The sequence below is a fragment of the Pseudacidobacterium ailaaui genome, assembly GCF_000688455.1.
GTDB lineage: Bacteria > Acidobacteriota > Terriglobia > Terriglobales > Acidobacteriaceae > Pseudacidobacterium > Pseudacidobacterium ailaaui.
This window is the reverse complement of the sequence record NZ_JIAL01000001.1, coordinates 3,190,966-3,210,761: the sequence shown is the minus strand read 5'-3', so window position 1 is coordinate 3,210,761 and position 19,796 is coordinate 3,190,966. Positions and strand designations below refer to the sequence as shown.

The 19,796-nt window shown below is 55.1% G+C and carries 15 protein-coding genes and 1 tRNA gene; 7 read left to right on the top strand and 9 right to left on the bottom strand.

The features are described from left to right. The first annotated feature begins 8 nt into the window (after positions 1–8). Positions 9–1,139: a glycoside hydrolase family 5 protein gene (locus N655_RS0114390; RefSeq protein WP_026443544.1), complete on the top strand. Its 1,131-nt coding sequence runs from the start codon at positions 9–11 to the stop codon at positions 1,137–1,139. Positions 1,140–1,182: 43 nt separating this feature from the next. Here N655_RS0114390 and N655_RS0114385 read toward each other — a convergent pair whose 3' ends face one another. The 4 genes from N655_RS0114385 to N655_RS0114365 form a co-directional block, all read right to left on the bottom strand. Next, positions 1,183–3,639, bottom strand: a complete 2,457-nt coding sequence (locus N655_RS0114385) for a protein kinase domain-containing protein (protein ID WP_026443543.1) — start codon at positions 3,637–3,639, stop codon at positions 1,183–1,185. 483 nt (positions 3,640–4,122) lie between these two features. Next, positions 4,123–5,943 carry a sodium:solute symporter family protein gene (locus N655_RS0114375; RefSeq protein ID WP_026443542.1) on the bottom strand — a complete coding sequence of 607 codons (1,821 nt, stop codon included), beginning with the start codon at positions 5,941–5,943 and terminating at the stop codon, positions 4,123–4,125. Between the two features lie 299 nt (positions 5,944–6,242). Next, the gene (locus tag N655_RS20015; protein WP_049961454.1) at positions 6,243–6,683 is read right to left on the bottom strand and encodes a DUF2541 family protein; all 441 of its coding nucleotides are present in this window, start codon (positions 6,681–6,683) and stop codon (positions 6,243–6,245) included. Positions 6,684–6,774: 91 nt separating this feature from the next. Beyond that, on the bottom strand, positions 6,775–8,862 hold the full coding sequence (locus tag N655_RS0114365) for a prolyl oligopeptidase family serine peptidase (protein WP_026443541.1): 2,088 nt from the start codon (positions 8,860–8,862) through the stop codon (positions 6,775–6,777). Between the two features lie 95 nt (positions 8,863–8,957). Here N655_RS0114365 and N655_RS0114360 point away from each other — a divergent pair, with 95 nt between their 5' ends. The 3 genes from N655_RS0114360 (at position 8,958) to ppx (ending at position 12,347) form a co-directional block, all read left to right on the top strand. Next, positions 8,958–9,920, top strand: coding sequence for a UDP-glucuronic acid decarboxylase family protein (locus N655_RS0114360; RefSeq protein ID WP_026443540.1), 963 nt, complete (start codon positions 8,958–8,960; stop codon positions 9,918–9,920). A 93-nt stretch (positions 9,921–10,013) separates the two neighbouring features. After that, a complete protein-coding gene (locus tag N655_RS0114355) occupies positions 10,014–10,403 on the top strand; it encodes a response regulator (RefSeq protein ID WP_026443539.1) in 390 nt (129 codons plus the stop codon). A 414-nt stretch (positions 10,404–10,817) separates the two neighbouring features. Beyond that, positions 10,818–12,347 (top strand): exopolyphosphatase, encoded by a 1,530-nt coding sequence (gene ppx, locus N655_RS0114345; protein WP_026443537.1) that lies wholly within the window; start codon positions 10,818–10,820, stop codon positions 12,345–12,347. On the opposite strand, the gene sixA is transcribed toward ppx, so the two are convergent. Further along, entirely contained in the window at positions 12,299–12,826 is a 528-nt protein-coding gene (gene sixA, locus N655_RS0114340) for a phosphohistidine phosphatase SixA (RefSeq protein ID WP_026443536.1), read from the bottom strand. The genes ppx and sixA overlap by 49 nt on opposite strands. Before the next feature lie 219 nt (positions 12,827–13,045). On the opposite strand from sixA, the gene acs reads away from it, so the two are divergent. Further along, the gene (acs, locus tag N655_RS0114330; RefSeq protein WP_026443535.1) at positions 13,046–15,013 is read left to right on the top strand and encodes an acetate--CoA ligase; all 1,968 of its coding nucleotides are present in this window, start codon (positions 13,046–13,048) and stop codon (positions 15,011–15,013) included. Positions 15,014–15,018: 5 nt separating this feature from the next. Here acs and N655_RS0114325 read toward each other — a convergent pair whose 3' ends face one another. Next, on the bottom strand, positions 15,019–16,377 hold the full coding sequence (locus N655_RS0114325) for an MATE family efflux transporter (RefSeq protein ID WP_238324763.1): 1,359 nt from the start codon (positions 16,375–16,377) through the stop codon (positions 15,019–15,021). 152 nt (positions 16,378–16,529) lie between these two features. On the opposite strand from N655_RS0114325, the gene N655_RS0114320 reads away from it, so the two are divergent. Beyond that, a tRNA-Ser gene (locus N655_RS0114320) sits at positions 16,530–16,619 on the top strand. Here the strand turns inward: N655_RS0114320 and N655_RS0114315 are convergent. Then, positions 16,620–17,330 (bottom strand): metal-dependent hydrolase, encoded by a 711-nt coding sequence (locus N655_RS0114315; protein WP_026443533.1) that lies wholly within the window; start codon positions 17,328–17,330, stop codon positions 16,620–16,622. It lies immediately after the preceding tRNA gene. A gap of 76 nt (positions 17,331–17,406) precedes the next feature. Between N655_RS0114315 and N655_RS0114310 the strand changes: the two genes are divergently transcribed. Further along, positions 17,407–18,450 (top strand): SPL family radical SAM protein, encoded by a 1,044-nt coding sequence (locus tag N655_RS0114310; RefSeq protein WP_044936021.1) that lies wholly within the window; start codon positions 17,407–17,409, stop codon positions 18,448–18,450. A gap of 2 nt (positions 18,451–18,452) precedes the next feature. On the opposite strand, the gene N655_RS0114305 is transcribed toward N655_RS0114310, so the two are convergent. After that, entirely contained in the window at positions 18,453–19,115 is a 663-nt protein-coding gene (locus N655_RS0114305; protein ID WP_026443531.1) for a class I SAM-dependent methyltransferase, read from the bottom strand. 176 nt (positions 19,116–19,291) lie between these two features. After that, positions 19,292–19,723 carry a bactofilin family protein gene (locus N655_RS19200; protein WP_044934762.1) on the bottom strand — a complete coding sequence of 144 codons (432 nt, stop codon included), beginning with the start codon at positions 19,721–19,723 and terminating at the stop codon, positions 19,292–19,294. Positions 19,724–19,796 lie beyond the last annotated feature (73 nt).

Below are 19,796 nucleotides of genomic sequence, written 5' to 3'. Positions count from 1 at the left end.
ACATCGATATGAAGAAAACCGTTTTTCTACTGGCATGGATGCTCTTCAGCGCTGGGCTTCCTTCATGGGCACAGTCCGAAGGCAACGACCTTGCTTTTCAACGAGCGGAGCATCTGCGGCGCGGGATCAATGCCAGTATGTGGTTTGCCCAGTCTCCCGGGAACTACTCCGTGGAACGGTTGCGTATATTCACAACCACAGAGGACATCGCTTTGATGCGTCAGCTTGGTTTTGACCACGTCAGGTTAAGCATTGATGCCCAGCCGCTGATGGAATGGCTGCACAGTCCGGACCATGCGACGCCCTTTATGCACGAATTAGACAACACTGTCCAGGCCATGCTGGAGCAGAACCTGGCCGTAATTCTTGATGTCCATCCCGAAAGTGATTTTAAGGCCCAGCTTCGCCAGGGCAACGAAGGCGTTGAAAACTTTGCTCGCCTCTGGCGAGCGCTGGCAAAACACTTTGCGGACACCAATCCCGATCTGGTCTTCTTTGAAATATTGAATGAACCGGAGCAGGAAGACCCTTACCGCTGGCAGGGCATTGAAAGCTACATAGCAGAGCAGATTCGTCAGGCGGCGCCGGAACATACGATGATTGCCACCGGCGCCCACTGGTCGGGTCTGGAGGATCTGCTGATGCTGGAACCCATCGCCTTGCCAAATGTCATCTACACATTTCATGACTACGAACCATTCCCTTTTACCCATCAGGGAGCGACGTGGACAGCGTCCCAGGTCCGGCCTCTGCGCAATGTTCCTTATCCTTCTACGCCCCAGGCCATCGAGCATAACCTGCCCCAGGAACCCACTCTGGCCGCCCAGTACTGGCTAGAGCAATATGGCCTGGACCAGTGGAATGCGGAGCGTATCGATAAGACCCTCTCTTTTGCTGAGAGGTGGTCGCAGATGTATCACGCTCCGGTGTATTGCGGCGAATTTGGAGTGCTGCGCGATCATGCCGATCCTGCCATGAGGGCACAATGGTTGCACGACATGCGCGTGGGACTGGAAAAGCATCATATTGGCTGGGCCATGTGGGACTATCAGGCAAACTTTGGCATTGTTACCAAAAAAGACGGCAAGGCCGTGCCTGATCCCGAGATTGTAAAAGCATTGGGCCTGAAGATGCCGTGATCCAGTTCCCTCCTGTGCCCAATTCCAGGTGGATTTTCTGGGGTCAAATGACTTCCGGCACCTGAGACAACAGCCGTTTCCATGTCTTCTGGTTGCGTCGGAAGCTTTTCTTCAGATCTTCCAAAATACGCTCAAAATCGGTGTGGTCATGAAGGCGGTTCCACGCGGGATTTTTTGAGAACCACGGGTAATTTTCATTGCCCAGATAGATGGCGCGACGCAGCCAGTGCAGGGCCTCACTTTCATCGCCTTCTACGGCAAAATATGTGGCCAGGCGATAGGCCATTTCGCTGTCCGCTTCGGCCGCGGAAATCGAGTCTTCTGTAATCAGCGAGACAGCCCGTTCGCGTTCACCTACCTGTACATAGCACATGGCCAGGGTGGGAAAGGCAATGCGCATACTTTCGTCATCACGGATGACGGATTCCAGCATGGCAATGGCCTGATGCGGATCGCCCTGCCGCATTCGCTGATAAGCAAGCGAGGTGCGCAGCAAAGGATGCCGAGGTTCCAGGGTCAGTCCTTTTTCGAGTTCATCTTCGGCAAGTTCAAGCTGGTTTTGATACTGGTAAACACGGGCACGATGGTTATAGATGACCGCAGCGTTCGATGGGTTCAGCTTTAAAGACTGGTTGAACTGATCCAGGGCCTCCTCATACATGCCATCGAGCCGCAACGTGATGCCAGCCACCATGTGTACATTCCAGTCATTGGAGGCGGTACGCAGCAAATGCTCAATGCCATGACGGGCGCTCTCTTTTTCGCCGCGTGACAACAGCATGTACACGCGATAGAGATTGGCTTCGACCTGTCCGGGGTCCAGGCGCAGCGCCTGATCAAAAGCCTTCCGCGCTCCCATCACGTGCATGTGGCCACCAAAACCATGACGGACATACTGCAGATGGGTAATTCCCAGACCGCTCCAGGCCGGAGCGAATGAGGGGTTGTTCTGTGTCACGCGCTCAAAGAGCTCGCGGGCATGGTCCAGGTCACCCTTACTCCCGGTCCTTTGCATAAAAGCAGAGAGCACCGCACGCGCCTGAAGGTATTCCTCGGAAATCTCTTCTGTAAGCGTTGTCCGCGGAGCATGACGTTCAGGGGCCTGTGTAAGCTGGCCAATCCCCTGCAGCGAAGCAAAGACCTCATTGCAGATTTCTGTCTGCACGGCCACCAGATCGAAAGAAGGCACACTGATTGCACCCCCGCTGCTGACACTCTGCCGCGAAACATCGAGAAGCTGCCAGTTCAGATCGAAGCCTTTCTCTGAGCGGATGAAATTACCGGTCAGGACCCATCGCACCAGTAACTTCTGTCCGACTTCCAGCGGATCAAGTTGCGCGATGGGCAGATGCATCAGCGCGCTGGTAGGCCGGACGACCAAAGTAGACATGCGCGAAATGCGCGCTGAAATGGCATCGGCGAGCGCAAATCCGTAGAGTGGAGCGACTTCGGAAGGCCCCAGGTTTCGGAACGGTAAGACAACGATGGTATGCTGCCTCGTCTGCGTGTCACCAGACTCACGAAAGCGCTCGGCCAACATGGAAAGCAGACCCGTTGTGCGCTTTTCCTCTTCCGGGGCAGAGACAGGTAGCTGCGCGGCGGCCTCCCCCGGGATGATGCCGGTCTCAATTTGCAGCGCCTTCATGATGGTCTTGAGCGCCTCTCGCACCTCGGCCGCACTGGCATAGCGTTCTGCCGGGTTCTTCTCAAGACAGCGCATCATGACCGAGCTGAGTTCCGGAGGTACTTCCGGACAGCACCGAGAGAGAGGTGGAGGGTCCACAAACTGGATGGCACGGATACTCTGGAACTCATCCGCATCGGGGCGGGCAAAAGGATGACGTCCGCTGACCAGCTCATACAGGATTACGCCGAGGGCCCAGATGTCGCTTTGCACGCTGCTCTGGCCGGTGACGAACTGCTCCGGGGCCATGTATGCGATCGTGCCACCTCGGGCCGTATAAGTGGCCGCAACCGGCCCGGGCTTGCGTCGGGATGACTTTGCCGGGTCAAATTCTGCTTCTTCAGGACTGATGCGCCGCGCCAGGCCAAAATCAAGCAGTTTGACCAGTCCTCCATCGGTCAAAATGGCGTTGGCAGGCTTCAAATCGCGATGAAAGATGCCCAATGAGTGCGCGGCGTTCAGACCATCGGCTATCTGAATGCCCACAGAGAGTACAAGTTGAATGCTGGCCGGTCCTTTCGCAATAATCTTGTCCAGCGACTGCCCCGGCACATATTGCATGACGATGAAGGCCTCTTCTCCCTCTTCGCCTACCTCATAAATGGCGCAGACATTCGGATGCTCAATGGCTGAGGCCATACGCGCCTCGCGCAATACGGTCGTGCGCATTTGTTCAAGAGTCAGGGCGCCACGCTTCAGAATCTTCAGCACTACAGGCCGCATCAGCAGCGTGTCATTGGCCAGAAAGACGACCCCACTGCCGCCCGCACCCAACCGCCGCACCAGTTCATAATGCTTAATCGTGCGATGCTTCATCTACTGCTAGTGTAGCGAGAGCAGCATTGTGAAAGTGTAAAGAAAGCAGGAAGTTTTCCGAGTTCATTCCTAAAAGAGAAAGAAAACATCCTCGAATCCAAAGGACATCCGTCTCAAACGCTTCAGTTCTTCGTAAAAGAACAGGCAAAGCCCGATATCAATGCCCCATTCCACGCCCATGCCCGCCTAACGGACGGTTTGTTCCCTCCACGGGATGGGCGGCGGCCCGTCGATCACTGGCTCGTCCCAGGAAGAACATAGTAACGCCAAAGACGAGCATGACTATGCCCCAGATCAAATTGATGTTCATCCCAGCGGACCTTTCATAAATGGTGCTTCCTCGCGTAAACAGGCCGTAGGAGGAAAGGATTAATCCAACAATCGTGAACATCAGTCCCATCGGAATTCGTAAATCCAGACTCATTCTTCTCGCCTCTAACCAGGGTGCTTGTCTTCCGCATGATCACGGTCAGACTTGGAGTACTAACGGAAAATCAAATTTAACGCGACCAGTAAAGCTACCAGGCCTACGGCAATCACCTTGGGGCGCGCATACCAGGCCATATGATGTTCCACCGGCTTGGGGGTCAGGGAATAGACCAGGCCCACCAGTTCCGGCTCTGGCCGCGGCTTCGTCATCAGGCTGACGACCACGGTAAGAACAAAATTCGTGGAAAATGCCCAGATGGCCGTCCAGAAGTTCTGTGCCATTTCGCTCGGATAGGTGTGCACAATCGCAATCCATCCACCATGAATGCCCGGGTGCGCTGTGACCGGCAGGGTCAGCCCATGATGGAGAACAGCGGCAATTGTGCCACTCACCAACCCTGTAAATGCCCCATGGCCCGTGGTCCGCTTCCAGAACATGCCCAGCAAAAACGTGGCAAACAGAGGGGCATTCACAAAAGAGAACACCAGCTGGAGCGTATCCATGATGTTGTTGAACGACGTGGCAATATAGGCCGTCCCAATGGATATGAGGATGCCGACCACCGTCGTCCAACGGCCCACTTTCAGGTAGTGCGAATCTGGCGCATTTTTGTTGATGTAAGACTGATACAGGTCATAGGTCCAGACCGTATTGAAAGCGGTCACGTTGCCTGCCATGCCGGACATGAAGCTGGCCAGCAGCGCCGTCAAACCGAGACCAAGAATGCCTGTCGGGAAGTAATGCAGCAGCATGTTCGGAATGGCAAGATCGTAATCCAGGACGGGATTTCCGTGCTCGTCGGTCATCACTTTCCCTGTGACCGGATTGACCTTGGCCGGAATCAGTCCTTTGCTGGATTGGGCCAGATCTGCAGAAGCGCTGCTCGCGACCGTCGTTCCCGAGGAGATTGGCTGCATCATCGCATGTTGCGTAACGGCCGGGGTAGCGATTGCAATTAATCCGGGCAGAATGACAAGAAATGGAAAGAACATCTTGGGAATCGCAGCAATGAGCGGAACGCGACGGGCCGATTCCTCCGAATCAGAAGCCATTGCGGTCTGGATCACAAGAAAGTCCGTACACCAGTATCCAAACGACAGTACGAAGCCCAGTCCTGCTGCCAGACCAAACCACTCTACGCCCAAAGGATTATTGTGAGGATTGGTCATGCCATGCCAGGAGTGCGTGTAGGCAGCGGGCAGGGCCGCCTTCAGTCCGCTCCAGCCGCCAACATTTTTGAGTCCCACCCATACCAGGGGAAGAAACCCGGCCACAATCAGAAAAAACTGCAGCACCTCGTTGTAGATGGCGCTGGTCAGGCCGCCGGCAAAAATGTATCCAAGCACAATGACTGCCGAAACAAAAATGGCGAAGTGGAAGATCCACTCCACGGGCATGTTGAGCCGGATGAAGAGCGAATCGAAAACGTGCAGGGTCTGAATCAGCCGCGCCATGGCATACATTGAAATGCCGGAGGAAAAGACCGTCATGACGGCGAAGGAGCAGGCATTGTAGGCGCGTGTTTTTTCATCAAAACGCAGCCGGAGAAATTCTGGGACAGACCGTGCCTTGGATCCGTAATAAAACGGCATCATAAAGACGCCGACAAAAATCATCGCCGGTATGGCGCCAATCCAATAAAAGTGGCTCGTGGCAATGCCATATTTGGCCCCCGAGGCCCCCATGCCAATGACTTCCTGTGCGCCAAGATTGGCTGAGATGAAGGCCAGTCCGCAAATCCACGCAGGCAGTGAGCGGCCCGCCTGGAAAAAGTCCTTGCTCGTGCGCATGAACCGTTTCAGTGCAAAGCCAATGCCCAGCACAAACGTGAAATAAAGCAGCATGATGAGCCAGTCGATGAGTGTCAGGTCCACGTGCGCAGTTCTTCCCTTCTTTTCAGGGGTAAAGGTACGCAACCTGGCCCGGAAAGATCAAGAAAAAAGAGCTTTGGACCAAGCTGTTCTCACTGCAATGTACACGCTTTCACGAAGAAACGTCCAGAGAGATTTTGCCGAATCTCACAGGCAGCGAAAATTCTTCAGCCAAGCGACTGCAGTCTGGGTTTCGCTGGCCATATACGGACCGAAACGACGCGTGAATTTTCTATTTTCAGCAACGGGACGGTAAAGATGGCGGACCCACTCAGGTTGAAATCGGCCTGAGTGGGCAAGCGTTATGGCATTCCGAACAGTCTCACTTCCGGTTTGTTGGGGTTATTGGGGTTCGCCCGCGAATACCACAGTTCCAACGATTCAATGACCCGCTCACCACCCGGCAGCATGACCGGTCGGCTCTGCCCTCCGGCACGGATCAATGCCTTGACTGGCAGGGCCTGCGACGTACCATTGCCGTAGTGGATGACCACCTGCTCAAACTGTATAGGAGCGTATCGGACCCGCAGCACAATGGAGTGATAGCGCCCTGCATAGGGACCGACCTTGATATCGTCGTGGTCGGTTAACCCATCCACATGCGCCATTCCCAGAAAGATCATCGGTGGATGTGGGCGCGGAGGAGGCGGTGGAGGCGGTGCCATTTGGGCATGTACGCTGGCAGCACCAAACAGCAAAGCAAAAATCAAAGCAGTGCACTTGTTCCAGAAGAGTTTCATCATGGTTTCCTTTCCCGTCTCAACCTAACCCGGTTTCAGCTGAGGAAGTTGCGGCTTTCCCTGGATTTCCAGTCCTTGGACACGAGCCATGTTTCTACTTCAAATGCCTCCCAAAAAATTCGGCTCCTGCTGCGTAAGCGGCAACCCAGTCGCGATGCAACAGAAAATCATGAATCTCGTCGGGGAAGACCAATTCTTCCACATCTACTTTCTGGTTGCGCAGCGCTGCTGCCAACTGAACGGTCTGCGAGAACTGGACATTGCGATCATCATCGCCCTGAATCAGCAGTACAGGCGAATGCCAGGTGCTCAACGAAGCCATTGGCGAAGAATTCCAGGCTGTGCGTGCAGCCTCGGGGTCGGCTGCTGGATCATAGGCCGGGAGCCAGTTTCCCAGCTCCAGATTCCAATCATGGACCCCATGCAGGTCCACTCCGGCAGCAAAGAGGTCAGACGCGCGGGCCAGCGCAAGTGCGGTCAGATAACCGCCATAGCTTCCGCCCCATACTCCAATATGGGATGCATCTACGTCAGCACGTCCGCGAAGGTACAGGCCTGCACCCAGGACATCGTTAAATTCGCTGGCCCCCGTGGCCCCATAATTTAAGGCCTCGCGAAATTCCTCGCCATATCCGATGCCGCTGCGGTAATTCACGGAAAGGACAATGTAGCCGCGACTGGCCAGATATTGGTTCATTGCATAAGCATTCGAGTAGTACTGCATGTAGTGCCAGCCCAGAAGCATCTGGCGGCGTGAACCTCCGTGAAAGAAGATCACCGCCGGGTGGCGTCTTCCATCCTCAACATTTCGGGGCAGAAACAACTGTCCGTGTATGCGCAGCCCATCGGCGGCAGAAAAGATGACCTGTTGTGGAACCACCAGACTTCCTGCTGGAAAATCAGTCGGGATCATCTGGGGAGCAAGATCGCGTAGTGTTCCATTGGGTCCCAGCTCGGCGGGACGAATCGGCACATTCGCATCCGCCCGCAGTGCGACAATCGTCTGATTGTCGCTGCCGGACGCAGGAAACGTCTCGATGCCCTCGCCATGCGTCAATTGCGTGACCTCACCTGACGCGATGTCTATCTTCCAAATATGTCTGCGGTCAATATCGCCCTGGTTGGAAGAATAAAGAATGCGCCTTCCGTCAGGACTGCCGGTGACGGCATCGACTTCAAATTCACCCGGAGTCAGCAGCCTGGCATCTCCTCCAGTCTCTGCGACCGCATAAAGGTGCAGCCATCCGTCGCGCTCCCAGGGAAAGACAATCGAATGTTGGGCCGTCCAGAAAAGCTGGTGCTGGCTCTCAGTCTCGTGAAAGACGCTGCCCATGCCATTCTGTGCACGCCATATTTCGCGGCCTTTGCCTGTTGCAACATCGCCCACGCGGATGGACCACGGATATCCCGTCCGCACTGGGGCAAAAATCTCTTCTTTTTTGTTGTAGGGAACGCGAACGAACCCGACCTGTTTGCTGTCCGGCGACCAAACCGGATATCCATCATGATCGGTGCCTGGGTCGAGATAGCGCAGCGTCTTCGTTTCTCGCACATACACGCCAATAAAGTCGTGGTCTCCACGATGGCTTACAAATGCCAGATATTTCCCGTCCGGAGACCAAAGCAGCGACGATGCTCTTCCCCGCGTATGCAGCAATTGCTCTGGCTTTGCATTGGTTTCCTTCAAGGAGACGGCCCAGATCTGTCCTTTGAGTACATAAGCCACCATATCGCCAGAAGGCGAGACAGCAGGCGCGGCCCCTTCTGCCAGCTCACGGGGAGCACCTCCCCGCGCAGAGACCATCCAGATCTGCTGCTCCACCCCTTCCGGAATAAGTGCCGGATTGGGTGCCGGCTTTTCCGGAAATTCAGAATCTCCTCCGCGTACATAAATGACTGATTCTCCATCTGGGGTCCATGTCAGTCCGCTGATTTCCTGACCATCATCCTGGGTGTATTGCGTCAGTTGTTTTACCGCAAAACCGCTGCCGTTCTTCCAAGCGGCCCATAAATTCCGGTGTCCAAGCTCATCACTGACCCAAGCAAATCCCACGCGAGAGGGGGCCGCGGTCAATTGTGAGTTGAAAGGTGCACTCATCACCTGTTCCAGACTGAAGCTTTGGGCAAAAATTGTGGCTGTAAGAGCAAACCATACACTGGCACATCTGGCGAGGTTCATCATGAAGTTTCTCCGGAAAGCTGAATATAGCCTGAAAACGCACCCAATACATCCAAAAGTTGGCCTTGTTATTCTCTTTTGAGAGAGACACGCAAAAGATGCGAATTCTTATTACTGGCGCAGCAGGCTTTCTGGGCTCTCATTTGACGGATGCTCTTTTAGCAGAAGGACATTCCGTCGTTGGCATCGACAACCTCTGCACTGGATCGCTGGAGAACCTCAGCCACCTCACGAAGGAGCCGCGCTTCGAGTTCCGCGAGCATGATATTTGCCAACCGTTTGACTTTGGCAGAGTCGATTATGTGTTTAACTTTGCCTCTCCGGCCAGCCCGCAGGACTATTTGCGACTGGGTGTGGAAACGCTGGATGCCGGCTCGACGGGGACCCGCAATGCGCTTGAGTATGCGCAGAAATATCAGGCCCGATTTCTCCATGCTTCTACCTCGGAATGCTATGGCGACCCTGCGGTCCATCCGCAGACAGAGGACTATTGGGGAAACGTAAACCCTGTTGGTCCGCGCTCTGTATATGATGAAGCCAAACGCTTCTCTGAAGCGCTGGTCATGGCCTACCATCGCTACCGTAAAGCTGATACTCGTATCGTGCGCATCTTCAATACATATGGGCCGCGTCTGAAACCGAGTGATGGACGGGTGATTTCCAACTTTCTGATACAGGCCCTGCGCGGCGAAGACATCACCGTCTACGGAGACGGATCACAGTCCCGCAGCTTCTGTTATGTCTCTGATGAGATCGAAGGCATTCTTCGTCTTTCGCAGTCTGAGGTACACTCGCCCATCAATATCGGCAACCCTAAGGAATGGACAATCCTCGATTGCGCCAAGGCCGTACTTCGAATCACCGGTTCGACCAGCAGGATCATCCACCGTCCCCTTCCTGAGGATGACCCAGCGCAGCGGAAGCCTGATATCTCGCGCGCCAAGGAACTCCTGGGATGGGAGCCCCGAATCGACCTGGAGACCGGCCTGAAGCTATGTCTGGAATATTTCCGTAAAAGTTTGGCCTTGCCCGCTGTCACAGACTCAGTTACCCTGTCCTGAATCCGGGAAAAGAGATCCTGAGGCAACCCGAAGATAAAATTTCTGCATCTTTCATGAAAATTGTGCTTATCGAGAGGCGGGTACCCAAACAAGATGTCCTCAACAATTCTTCTGCTGGATGATGATCCTGTTCAGGCCGCAACCAGAAAGGCCATCCTCGCCAGCGCCGGGAATGCAGTGGTCGTTACAAGAGACCCGAAAGAGGCTTTAGCACTGCTGGAAAATCCAGAGCGGCGCGATCAGTTCGGATTCGTCATAACCGACCACTTTATGCCCGCAATGCACGGGCCACGGTTTGTTTCTGAACTCCGCAAAATTCACCCTACAGTCCCCGTCCTTGTATTGAGCGGAATGCCGGGCGTAGAAGAAGAATATAAAGGGTTGAATGTGCTTTGCCGCGTGAAGCCTTTTGCCCCCACGGACTTGATTCAGCTCACCCGTTCCATTCTGGGAACAGAAGAACGCCTCAGTCGCACCGCCTGATACTCACCAGTCGGTGAGTATCACCTATCCCTCGCTGAGCGGCATGTCCCTGTTCTGCGTTCCCTCCTGGGCCATACTTGCGCACGATTTCCTTTGCGGGGGCCCCACTTTTTCTTGACGATAGCCGGGTAACACGATAAATCTTACTTAGGTAATATTTTTCGATCTTACTATGGCCCCTTTGAAACGCCCCTGTCCTAACTGCAACAACGTAGCACTCGTGCGTACACATCGGCGTGGGTTTTTGCAAGAGCACCTTCTTCCCAAGCTGGGCCTCTACCCCTGGGAATGCCAGATTTGCCGTCAGATTTTTCTTCAAAAGAGCCGGGGTCATCACTCCCGTCGGACCCTGCAGGGTGAATTAAGCCGCTAGCGTCCCCTACCGTGCCGTGATACTCGTGTATCTTCTTTTTCATGCAGACATTTGCTGCGATTGATATCGGGTCCAACTCCTGCCGCCTTAAAATCGCGCGCGTTGTACAGCATAAACTTAAGGTCCTGCATGAGGACCGTGAAGTCACCCGGCTTGGTAGCAGCGTCTTTGAGACTGGGCTGGTCTCCCCGGAAGCCATGTCCGCCACCCTGAACGCCCTGAAACGGTTTCAGCGCGCGGTACAGATGCACGGCACAGACCGGGTCCGGGCAGTGGCCACGGCAGCGATGCGCGATGCGAGAAACGCACGTGCCTTTCTCGCCTGGGTGCGCGATGAAACGGGATGGGAGGTAGAAATTATCTCCGGACTGGAGGAGGGCCGCCTGATCCATCGCGGCGTTATGAGCAATGAGCCTGGGACCTCTGGCCGCTGTTTGCTGATTGATGTTGGTGGTGGAAGCTGTGAGATCTCGCTTTCTGAAAACAAGCGGATCAAGGAGACCATGAGTGTGCCTTTAGGTGCGGTCCGACTTACGCAGGAGTTTCTGCACAGTGACCCGCCCTCACAAGAAGACATTGCTCGTCTTAAGCAATTCATTGCACGGGAGTTACGTCGTGCCGAGCGACGGGTTCGCCCCACGCGGGTGCAGACGGTGATTGCCACGTCCGGGACTGCCGCGGCGCTTTCAGAGGCTGGACGGGCGACCACAAAAAGCCGTACCGATGGCCTTAAAAAAATCACCTCAACTCAAAGCATTCGCCGGCTTGCCGAAAAGCTGACGAAGATGAACAATGCGGAACGCATGGGTGTTCCGGGGATTGGACCTCGCCGCTCTGAAATCATTGTTGCCGGGGCCCATGTTTTTGCGGAACTGCTTGAGGCCTATTCTTTGCCAGGATTCCGTTACTCTCCCATGGGCCTTCGTGATGGCATCCTGGCCCAGATGCTCGCTGAGCAGGACCCGCGCGCGCTTGCCCATAGACAGTTCGAGCGCGAGCGCTGGGAAGCGGTCTTGGAAATCTGCCGTAAGTATGGAGTAGACCCAAGGCAGGCAGAACCGGTACGCCATCACGCCGTACAGCTATTTCATGATCTCAACTCGATCCACAGATTACCGAAAGAGTATCTTACTTGGCTTGAGGCTGCGGCGATGCTGCGCGACATTGGCAAATTCCTGAATTATCAGGGATATCACCGCCATGCGCAGTACATCATCGCCAATTCTGAGATGTTCGGTTTCACTCCTGTACAGCGGACGATCACTTCGGCCATTGCCCGCTATTTAGGGAAAAGCCGTCCGGAATCCACAGGTCGCACGATGCGGCAAGTGCCGGCGGAAGAACATGAGCATGTGCGGCGGGCTGTGGTCTTGCTGCGTCTGGCTGTGGCGCTCAACCAGGACCGTGCCAGCGATGTCCTGAGGGTGAAGGTGCAAGTCTATCCCAAACAAGTAGTGCTGCAGATTTATCCCGGCCCCACCGGTGCAGAGCTGGAAATGTGGTCTTTACGCAAAGAAGCGGCCTATTTTAAAGAGGTCTTTCGCAAAGACCTCTTTGTCACTCTGGTATAAACGCCCCGCAGGATCCGCGGATCTACCAGCCAGTTCAGGACACCGGGGCGGCGCGTATAGTCCACCCTGGCAATGGCCCCCTTGCGCAGGCGAATGCTAGCCCGTCCCGGAGAAGCGATCAACGCACCCAGAAACTGCGGCAGATTAGGATTATGCCCTACAAGTAGCACATTCTCGTACTTCTCAAGGCCGCCAATAAATTCCTGGAATTTGGTAATTGGCGCTTCCGGCAGAAGTGTTTCTGTCACCTGAATTTTTTGGTCATAACCGACCTCGGTCCCAACCAGCGATGCGGTCTGCAAGGCGCGCTTCAGAGGGCTGGAGGCCACCAGGTCAAACTGTACATCCAGCGCATTCAGATAACTGGCAATCAGCATACATTGCTGTTTGCCTTCCTTGTCCAGTGGACGTTTTACATCAAGAAGCGGGTTTTTGCGCCGTGTTCCGGCGCTTGCATGACGCAGAATATATAGGTTCATGGAAGAGGCTCTTTCCTTTGGAAAGCACACACAGAAACGTTCGATTCATCTTATTGTAACAATTGGATGCATCGAGAAAGGCACGACAGGCCGGGCCCATGCGCAGCAAGATCCACGAGGGGTTGCTCAGGACTTGCCGTGGTATCTTGCCACTGGTTACCGCTAGCCTTTAACGTGAATGCGGGAAGATTTTTACCGGAAAGAGGTCTCATCGTACGCATGGCGTCTTCGGCTACCAGTTCCAATCCGCATCTTGATTCCATTCTGCGCGAAAATCGCGTCTTTCCTCCTCCAGCGGAATTTGCCGCAAAGGCCCATGTGAAAAGCCTTGCGGAATATGAACAGATCTACCGGCGCTCGGTGGAGGACCCAGAGGGCTTCTGGGCCGATGCTGCACGCGAGCTGCATTGGTTCCAGCCATGGAACAAGGTGCTTGAGTGGAACCAACCCTGGGCCAAATGGTTTGTTGGCGGTAAAACCAACCTTTGCTACAACTGTGTGGACCGTCATGTTCTCGGTGGGAAACAAGACAAAGTCGCCATTCTGTGGGAGGGAGAGCCTGGAGAAGTCCGCAGAATTACATTTGGCGAACTCCATGCCGAGGTGCAGCGCTTCGCCAATGTTCTGAAAGGTCTTGGTATTCAGAAGGGTGACCGCGTCGCAGTCTATATGGGAATGACCCCAGAGCTGGCGATAGCCATTCTTGCCTGTGCGCGCATTGGCGCTGTCCACTCGGTCATCTTTGGAGGGTTTGCGGCACACGCGATCGTGGACCGCGTGAACGATGCCCAGTGTACAGCCATCATTACGCAGGACACGTCCTTCCGCCGCGGTGCAGAAGTCAGGCTGAAAGCCACTGTAGACGAGGCCCTGGCCCACTGCCCTTCGGTAAAGAATGTTGTGGTTCTGAAACGTTCTGGCTCTGAAGTCAGTATGAAACCGGGGCGTGACCACTGGTGGCATGAGCTCATCGCCCAAGCCGCCGCGGATTGCCCTGCGGAAGAACTGGACTCTGAAGACCCGCTTTATATCCTCTACACCTCAGGGACCACAGGAAAGCCAAAAGGCCTGGTCCACACTACTGGCGGATACGCTGTGCAGACCTATCTGACCAGCAAATACATCTTTGATTTGCGGGACGAGGATATCTACTGGTGCTCGGCGGACATTGGATGGGTGACAGGTCATTCCTATGTGGTCTATGGAATCCTGCAGAACGGTGTGACCACGCTCATGTATGAAGGAGCACCGAACTTCCCTGCCCCTGACCGTTTCTGGAAGATCATTGATGACCATAAGGTCACCGTGTTTTACACAGCACCGACCGCAATCCGCGCATTCATGAAATGGGGAGACCAGTACCCGCAAAAGCACCGTCTTGATTCGCTGCGGCTGCTGGGCACGGTCGGAGAGCCCATCAATCCTGAAGCATGGATGTGGTATCGAGAGGTCATTGGCAAGGGCCGGTGTCCCATAGTGGACACCTGGTGGCAGACCGAAACCGGGGGCATCATGATTGCCCCCATCCCCGGCGCTGTTCCCACCAAGCCTGGTTCCGCAACAAGGCCTTTCTTTGGCATCGTGCCGGAAGTTGTAGCCAAAGATGGCAGTCCTGTTCCTGCCGGGCATGGTGGCCTTTTGATCATTCGCAGACCCTGGCCATCGATGGCCCGAACAATCTTTAATGATCCGGACCGGTATGTGAATGCCTACTGGTCAGAGGTCCCTGGTGCATACTTCACCGGCGACGGGGCCCGCGTGGATGAAGATGGCTGCTTCTGGCTGATGGGGCGCGTGGACGATGTCTTGAACGTAAGCGGACATCGCCTGGGGACCATGGAGGTTGAGTCTGCGCTCGTCGCACATCCCAAAGTGGCCGAAGCCGCAGTGGTTGGCCGTCCTGATGATTTGAAAGGGCAGGCCGTTGCCGCTTTCGTGACCCTCGAAAGCGGCCATCAGCCATCTCGTGAGTTGAAGGAAGAGCTTCGCGCATGGGTGGCAAAGGAGATTGGCGCGCTGGCAAAACCGGACGACATCCGCTTTACCGACCAGTTACCGAAAACACGATCTGGCAAAATCATGAGGCGGCTGTTAAGGGAGCTTGCCACCAATGGGGAAATTAAAGGCGACACCACCACGCTGGAGGACTTCAGCGTGATCGCCAGATTGCGGGAACAGGACGAGTAGCGTTCTCAGGCAGCCTGCGCCAGTCTTCCGGACTGGCGCGACCACTGGAATAAGAGAACGATTGCGATCAACACCAGCGCAAGCGTCAGGCCCGTCCACAAACCCAGGATGCCTTTCCCTTGGGAGAAGCACAGAAAATACCCCAGGGGTAGGCCAAAAAGCCAATAACCGCAAAAATTTGCCACCATTGTGGCGCGTGTCTCTCCCAGCCCGCGCAGTGCGCCTGTGGCAATGGTCTGGATCCCATCAAAGACCTGAAACGCCGCGGCCATGGCCAGAAGACGCACTCCGGTGCCCACCACCACTTCCTGGTTGGTATAGATGTCGAGTACCAGATGCGGGGCAAAAATGAAGACCATGGCTGCACACGCCATGAAAGCCACTCCCACGGCAAGCGCCAGCCATCCTGCCCGCCGGGCGCGCGGAGCGTTGCCTGCTCCAACAGCATGTCCAACGGCAACGGCGGCCGCAGCCGATGTTCCCAGAGGGACCATATAGGTGAATGAAGCGCAGTTGAGTGCAATCTGATGTGCGGCCAAAGCAACAGGGGTCAACCTGCTGGCCATCACGGTAGCAGCGCCAAAGGCCCCGACTTCCATCACAATCTGCGCCGCAGCAGGTGTTCCGAGTTTCATCAGAGCGCGAACACGGCGACGTGACACTCCCGGCCAGTGTGCGAACAGATTGTGCCCACGTTCGGCTTCATTTTTCCATGCGGCAACAATGAGCACCGCAGCCATATAGACACGGGCCAGACAGGTTGAGAGTGCTGATCCACGGACCCCCATAGCAGGACATCCCAGGTGTCCGTAAATCAAAGCCCAGTTTCCGCCCCAGTTAATGAGGTTTGCCGAAATCAGGGCAAAACTCACCGGCTTGACCCGCTTCACGCCCTGCAGATAACGACGGAAGGCCGCGTAAAGCAGCAGCGGCAAGGTTCCCCAGTTGAGGATTCGCAGATAATCCGCGCTTTGCCCGCTGACGACGGGGTTTACATGCAAATAAGGAAAGGCCAGGGGCGCGGCCCAAAGCAGCAGCATCAGGACAGGTGTAAATCCGATGGCCAGATACACGCCCTGCGAGAGCCAGCGATGGCACTCATCAAAGTCGCCGCGGCCATAGGCCTGGGAAACCAGCGTGTCCAGCCCAAGCAGTACACCAATTCCAAAAAGCGCCGGAGCATAATAGACCGCATTGCCCATGCCAACGGCCCCGATGGCCTCCGCGCTGAGGCGGCCCACCATGATGGTGTCCACAATGGACATGGACATCCAGCCAAGCTCCGACAAGACAACGGGCACGGCCAGGGCCATCAGCTCGCGTAACTCTCGCCCGATTTTTGTTTCCTCAAACAGGACCGGCACCCTTTTAATGTAACGAAGGAACGTGAGAATGACTTGAACCACCGCGTAAAGAATTGGACCAAAATGCAAAAAAGTAAAGGAGGCCCGATGGCCTCCTTGCCCCACGGAAGAACGGTGAAAAATATGTTACCGTTAGTAGAGAACGCTTCCCCGGAGAGATGGCCGAGTGGCTGAAGGCGCACGCTTGGAAAGCGTGTATACGTGAAAGCGTATCGTGGGTTCGAATCCCACTCTCTCCGCCATTATCGGATGCTTTCTCCCGGCCCAATTGCCTTCACTTCAATGCCGCTTCCCTCCAGATGCTTCTTCAGCTCCTCAGGCGTTCCTGTTAGCACAGGAAAGGTCCCGTAATGAATGGGCAAAATGCTCTTGAGCCCAAGATATTTCGCAGCCAGAGCTGCCGCCTTCGGCCCCATGGTGTAGTGGTCTCCAATCGGAAGCATCCCCAGTTGCGGCTGGTACAGATCGCGGATCAACTGCATGTCTGAGAAGAGCGCCGTATCGCCGGCATGGTAGAGCACCGGACCATTTTCTATCGTAAGAACATAGCCTGCTGCCTCTCCGCCATAAATCTTCTGCTCGCCATCCACAATGCCGGAACTGTGCTTTGCCTCGACCATGCTGATGGCGGCATCCTCATAATGCCAGGTGCCCCCAAGATTCATTCCGACGCCATTCTTTACCCCCTTGGACTGGGCCCAAACTACAACCTCGGGCATCCCTACCACCGTAGCGTGATGTCGGGTTGCCACCTCTACCAGGTCTGCAATATGGTCTCCATGGCCATGCGTAGCCAGAACCAGGTCGATCTTGTCTGGCAGCTTGTATCCCTTGGGGTATTTCGGATTTCCGGTAATAAACGGGTCAATGAGAATGGAAACACCCTTCGGAGTTCCAATCAGCACCGTTGCGTGCCCCAACCAGGTGACAGTAGTTCCCTTTAGATCATTCATTGCATAACTCCTTCATCATGAGATGTTTTCGCACCGTGGATTGACTTGGATTTCATTCCGGCTTACTGTTGTCTGCATGGGCGAAGAAAAAGCGAATCTTCATACTCTGCCGCTCTTCCCTTCCGGTCCCGGACCGACACCTCTCATCGGGATTGCCCGCATCGCAAGCCAGTCCGCCGTCGCAGATACAGGCCATCTCACAGAATATCGCGCGATGCAGGTCCGTTCGGTCTTGAATCCAGTCATTTCAAAGCGTGGCGTACCTTTTGGCAGAAGCATCAACCCTTATCGCGGATGCGAATTTGGATGCAGGTATTGCTTTGCACGCTACACGCACGAATTTATGGAACTGCGCGACCCCTCACTCTTTGAGCAGCAGATCTTTATCAAGCAGAATGCGGCGTGGCTGCTTCGTCAGGAACTGCGCAAGCTACGCAGGGGCGAAGAAATTGCGATGGGCACGGCGACGGACCCCTATCAACCCATAGAAAGGCGGGCCCGCGTGACCCGCAGCCTGCTTGAAGTGCTGGCCAGATGTCGTGGATTGCGACTTGGTATCGTTACAAAGTCGACACTCATTGTGCGCGATCTTGATCTTTTGAAGAAATTCGCGGAGCACAATCGTCTGACGGTACATCTCAGCATCACCACGCCCGACATTGGACTGGCACGCATTCTGGAGCCTCGTGCGCCGCGTCCTGACCTCCGTTTCCGGACAGTTGCGCGCCTGCGTCAGGCCGGAATCCGTACCGGCATTCTGTGCTGTCCCATCATGCCGGGAATTAACGATACTCCAGCGGCCTTTGAAGCAATGGCCAAACGGGCAAAGGATGCACGGGCCTGCTTTTTGGCGGCCAACCCGCTTTATCTCAAGCCTTGTTCAAAAGAAACTTTTCTGGATTTTGTGCGGAAATATTTTCCCGCGCTGCAATCCAGCTATGAAAAACGCTATGGGGAGGCCGCCTTTGTGTCAAAAGCATACCGGAAAAGGATCTCTGATTTGCTCCGGGCGGTCACAAGCAAATATCGTCTGGGGGAGCGCTACGAAAGTCTTCCCAGCACCGCAGAACGTGGAGTGGAGCAGACGGAACAGTTGTCTTTTTGGGAAGAAGCGCCCTGATGTCAGCGAGTAATCATTACTTCGTAAAGGTGGTCTTTCGCTAGAAAAAATTTGCAATTGCTGTATGCCGAAAAGAGCTTTTCAATATTGCGATTTGTGTAAACCCTTTGGATCGGAAAAGGTTCGCTTTCCTGCATCTCAATCAACTCGCTGTCGGTAAGGTGATATCGACAAAAGGCCGTATCGGGGCCGGTTTTCTTGGAGTGGAAGAGAGCAAGTACCCGTCCACCGGCGTGGAGTGAATGATAGAGCTTTTCTATGAGCGGGGCCACCAGCGGCTCAGGCACGTAATCGAGCGTTGTCCATAGGAGGACAACGTCAAACTCTCGACCGCCAAAGTTCATGTTCTGCTCGAAGAAACCCTCCACGTCAAATCCCGGGGCATCGCCCTCCTCAGCTGCGGGAAGCTCCCAGCCGCCCTTTAGGGCCTCATGGACCAGGTCTGCCATCCATACGCTGTGGCCCAGGCTGGTCAGATAGTTGATATTGGAGGGCGAGGTGGGACCAATGTCCAGCACCCTCAATGCCTGTTCACTTTTGAGGTGTTTTTGCAGGGCGGACCATCCGCTGGAATGCCTGGGCACCCGCGGTCCAGAGAGGATGGTCGGCTTTTCAGACCGCGGTTCCGCAGACCCACGGCCAAACAAACTACGCAGAACACTCATTTGCGTTTATCACACAAGACAGAGCAGAACACGGGCTTTCCCGAAAACAGCATCCACTCTGGAAGGCCTGTCCCGACGATGCCCGTCAGAGGCATTTCAGGAAAGCAGTCCCTGTCTCCGAAAGCAAGTTTGTCATCATTGTATCGTTTGGAGGCCAACGGTCCTTGCCCTGGGTCTCAATTTGGGGCGCTAAAGAGCGCTCCCGGTTTCTCCCCAGCAGTGGACGAGGCAGGCGCTGAGGACGGTGCAGAAGGCCGTTCCGTAGCCCCTGTTCCTTGCATCAGGTCTACTTTTCCGCTGAAAACAGCGTTTTCTTCAATCGACAGGCGCTGTGCATGGACATCTCCAGTAACCAGACAGCCGGCCCGCAGTTCGACCCTTCCGGTTGCGTGAATATTTCCGTTTAAGGTGCCATTCACCACTACGTCTCGGGCAGCAACATTTGCCTGCACTCGGGCATTTGCACCGATGGTCAATCTGCTGTCGCTCAGCGTTATCGTCCCTTCGACGACGCCGTCTACCAGAAGATCTTCACTCCCTTTCACTTCTCCGCGAATCTGTACTGACTTGCCGATCGCTGCAATTGCAACGTTACCCGCACCTGCCATCTGTCCATCTCCTGTGATAACCCGTGACTCGAAGCGTTGGAACGAATATACGTAAACCGCATGAAAGCCGCAA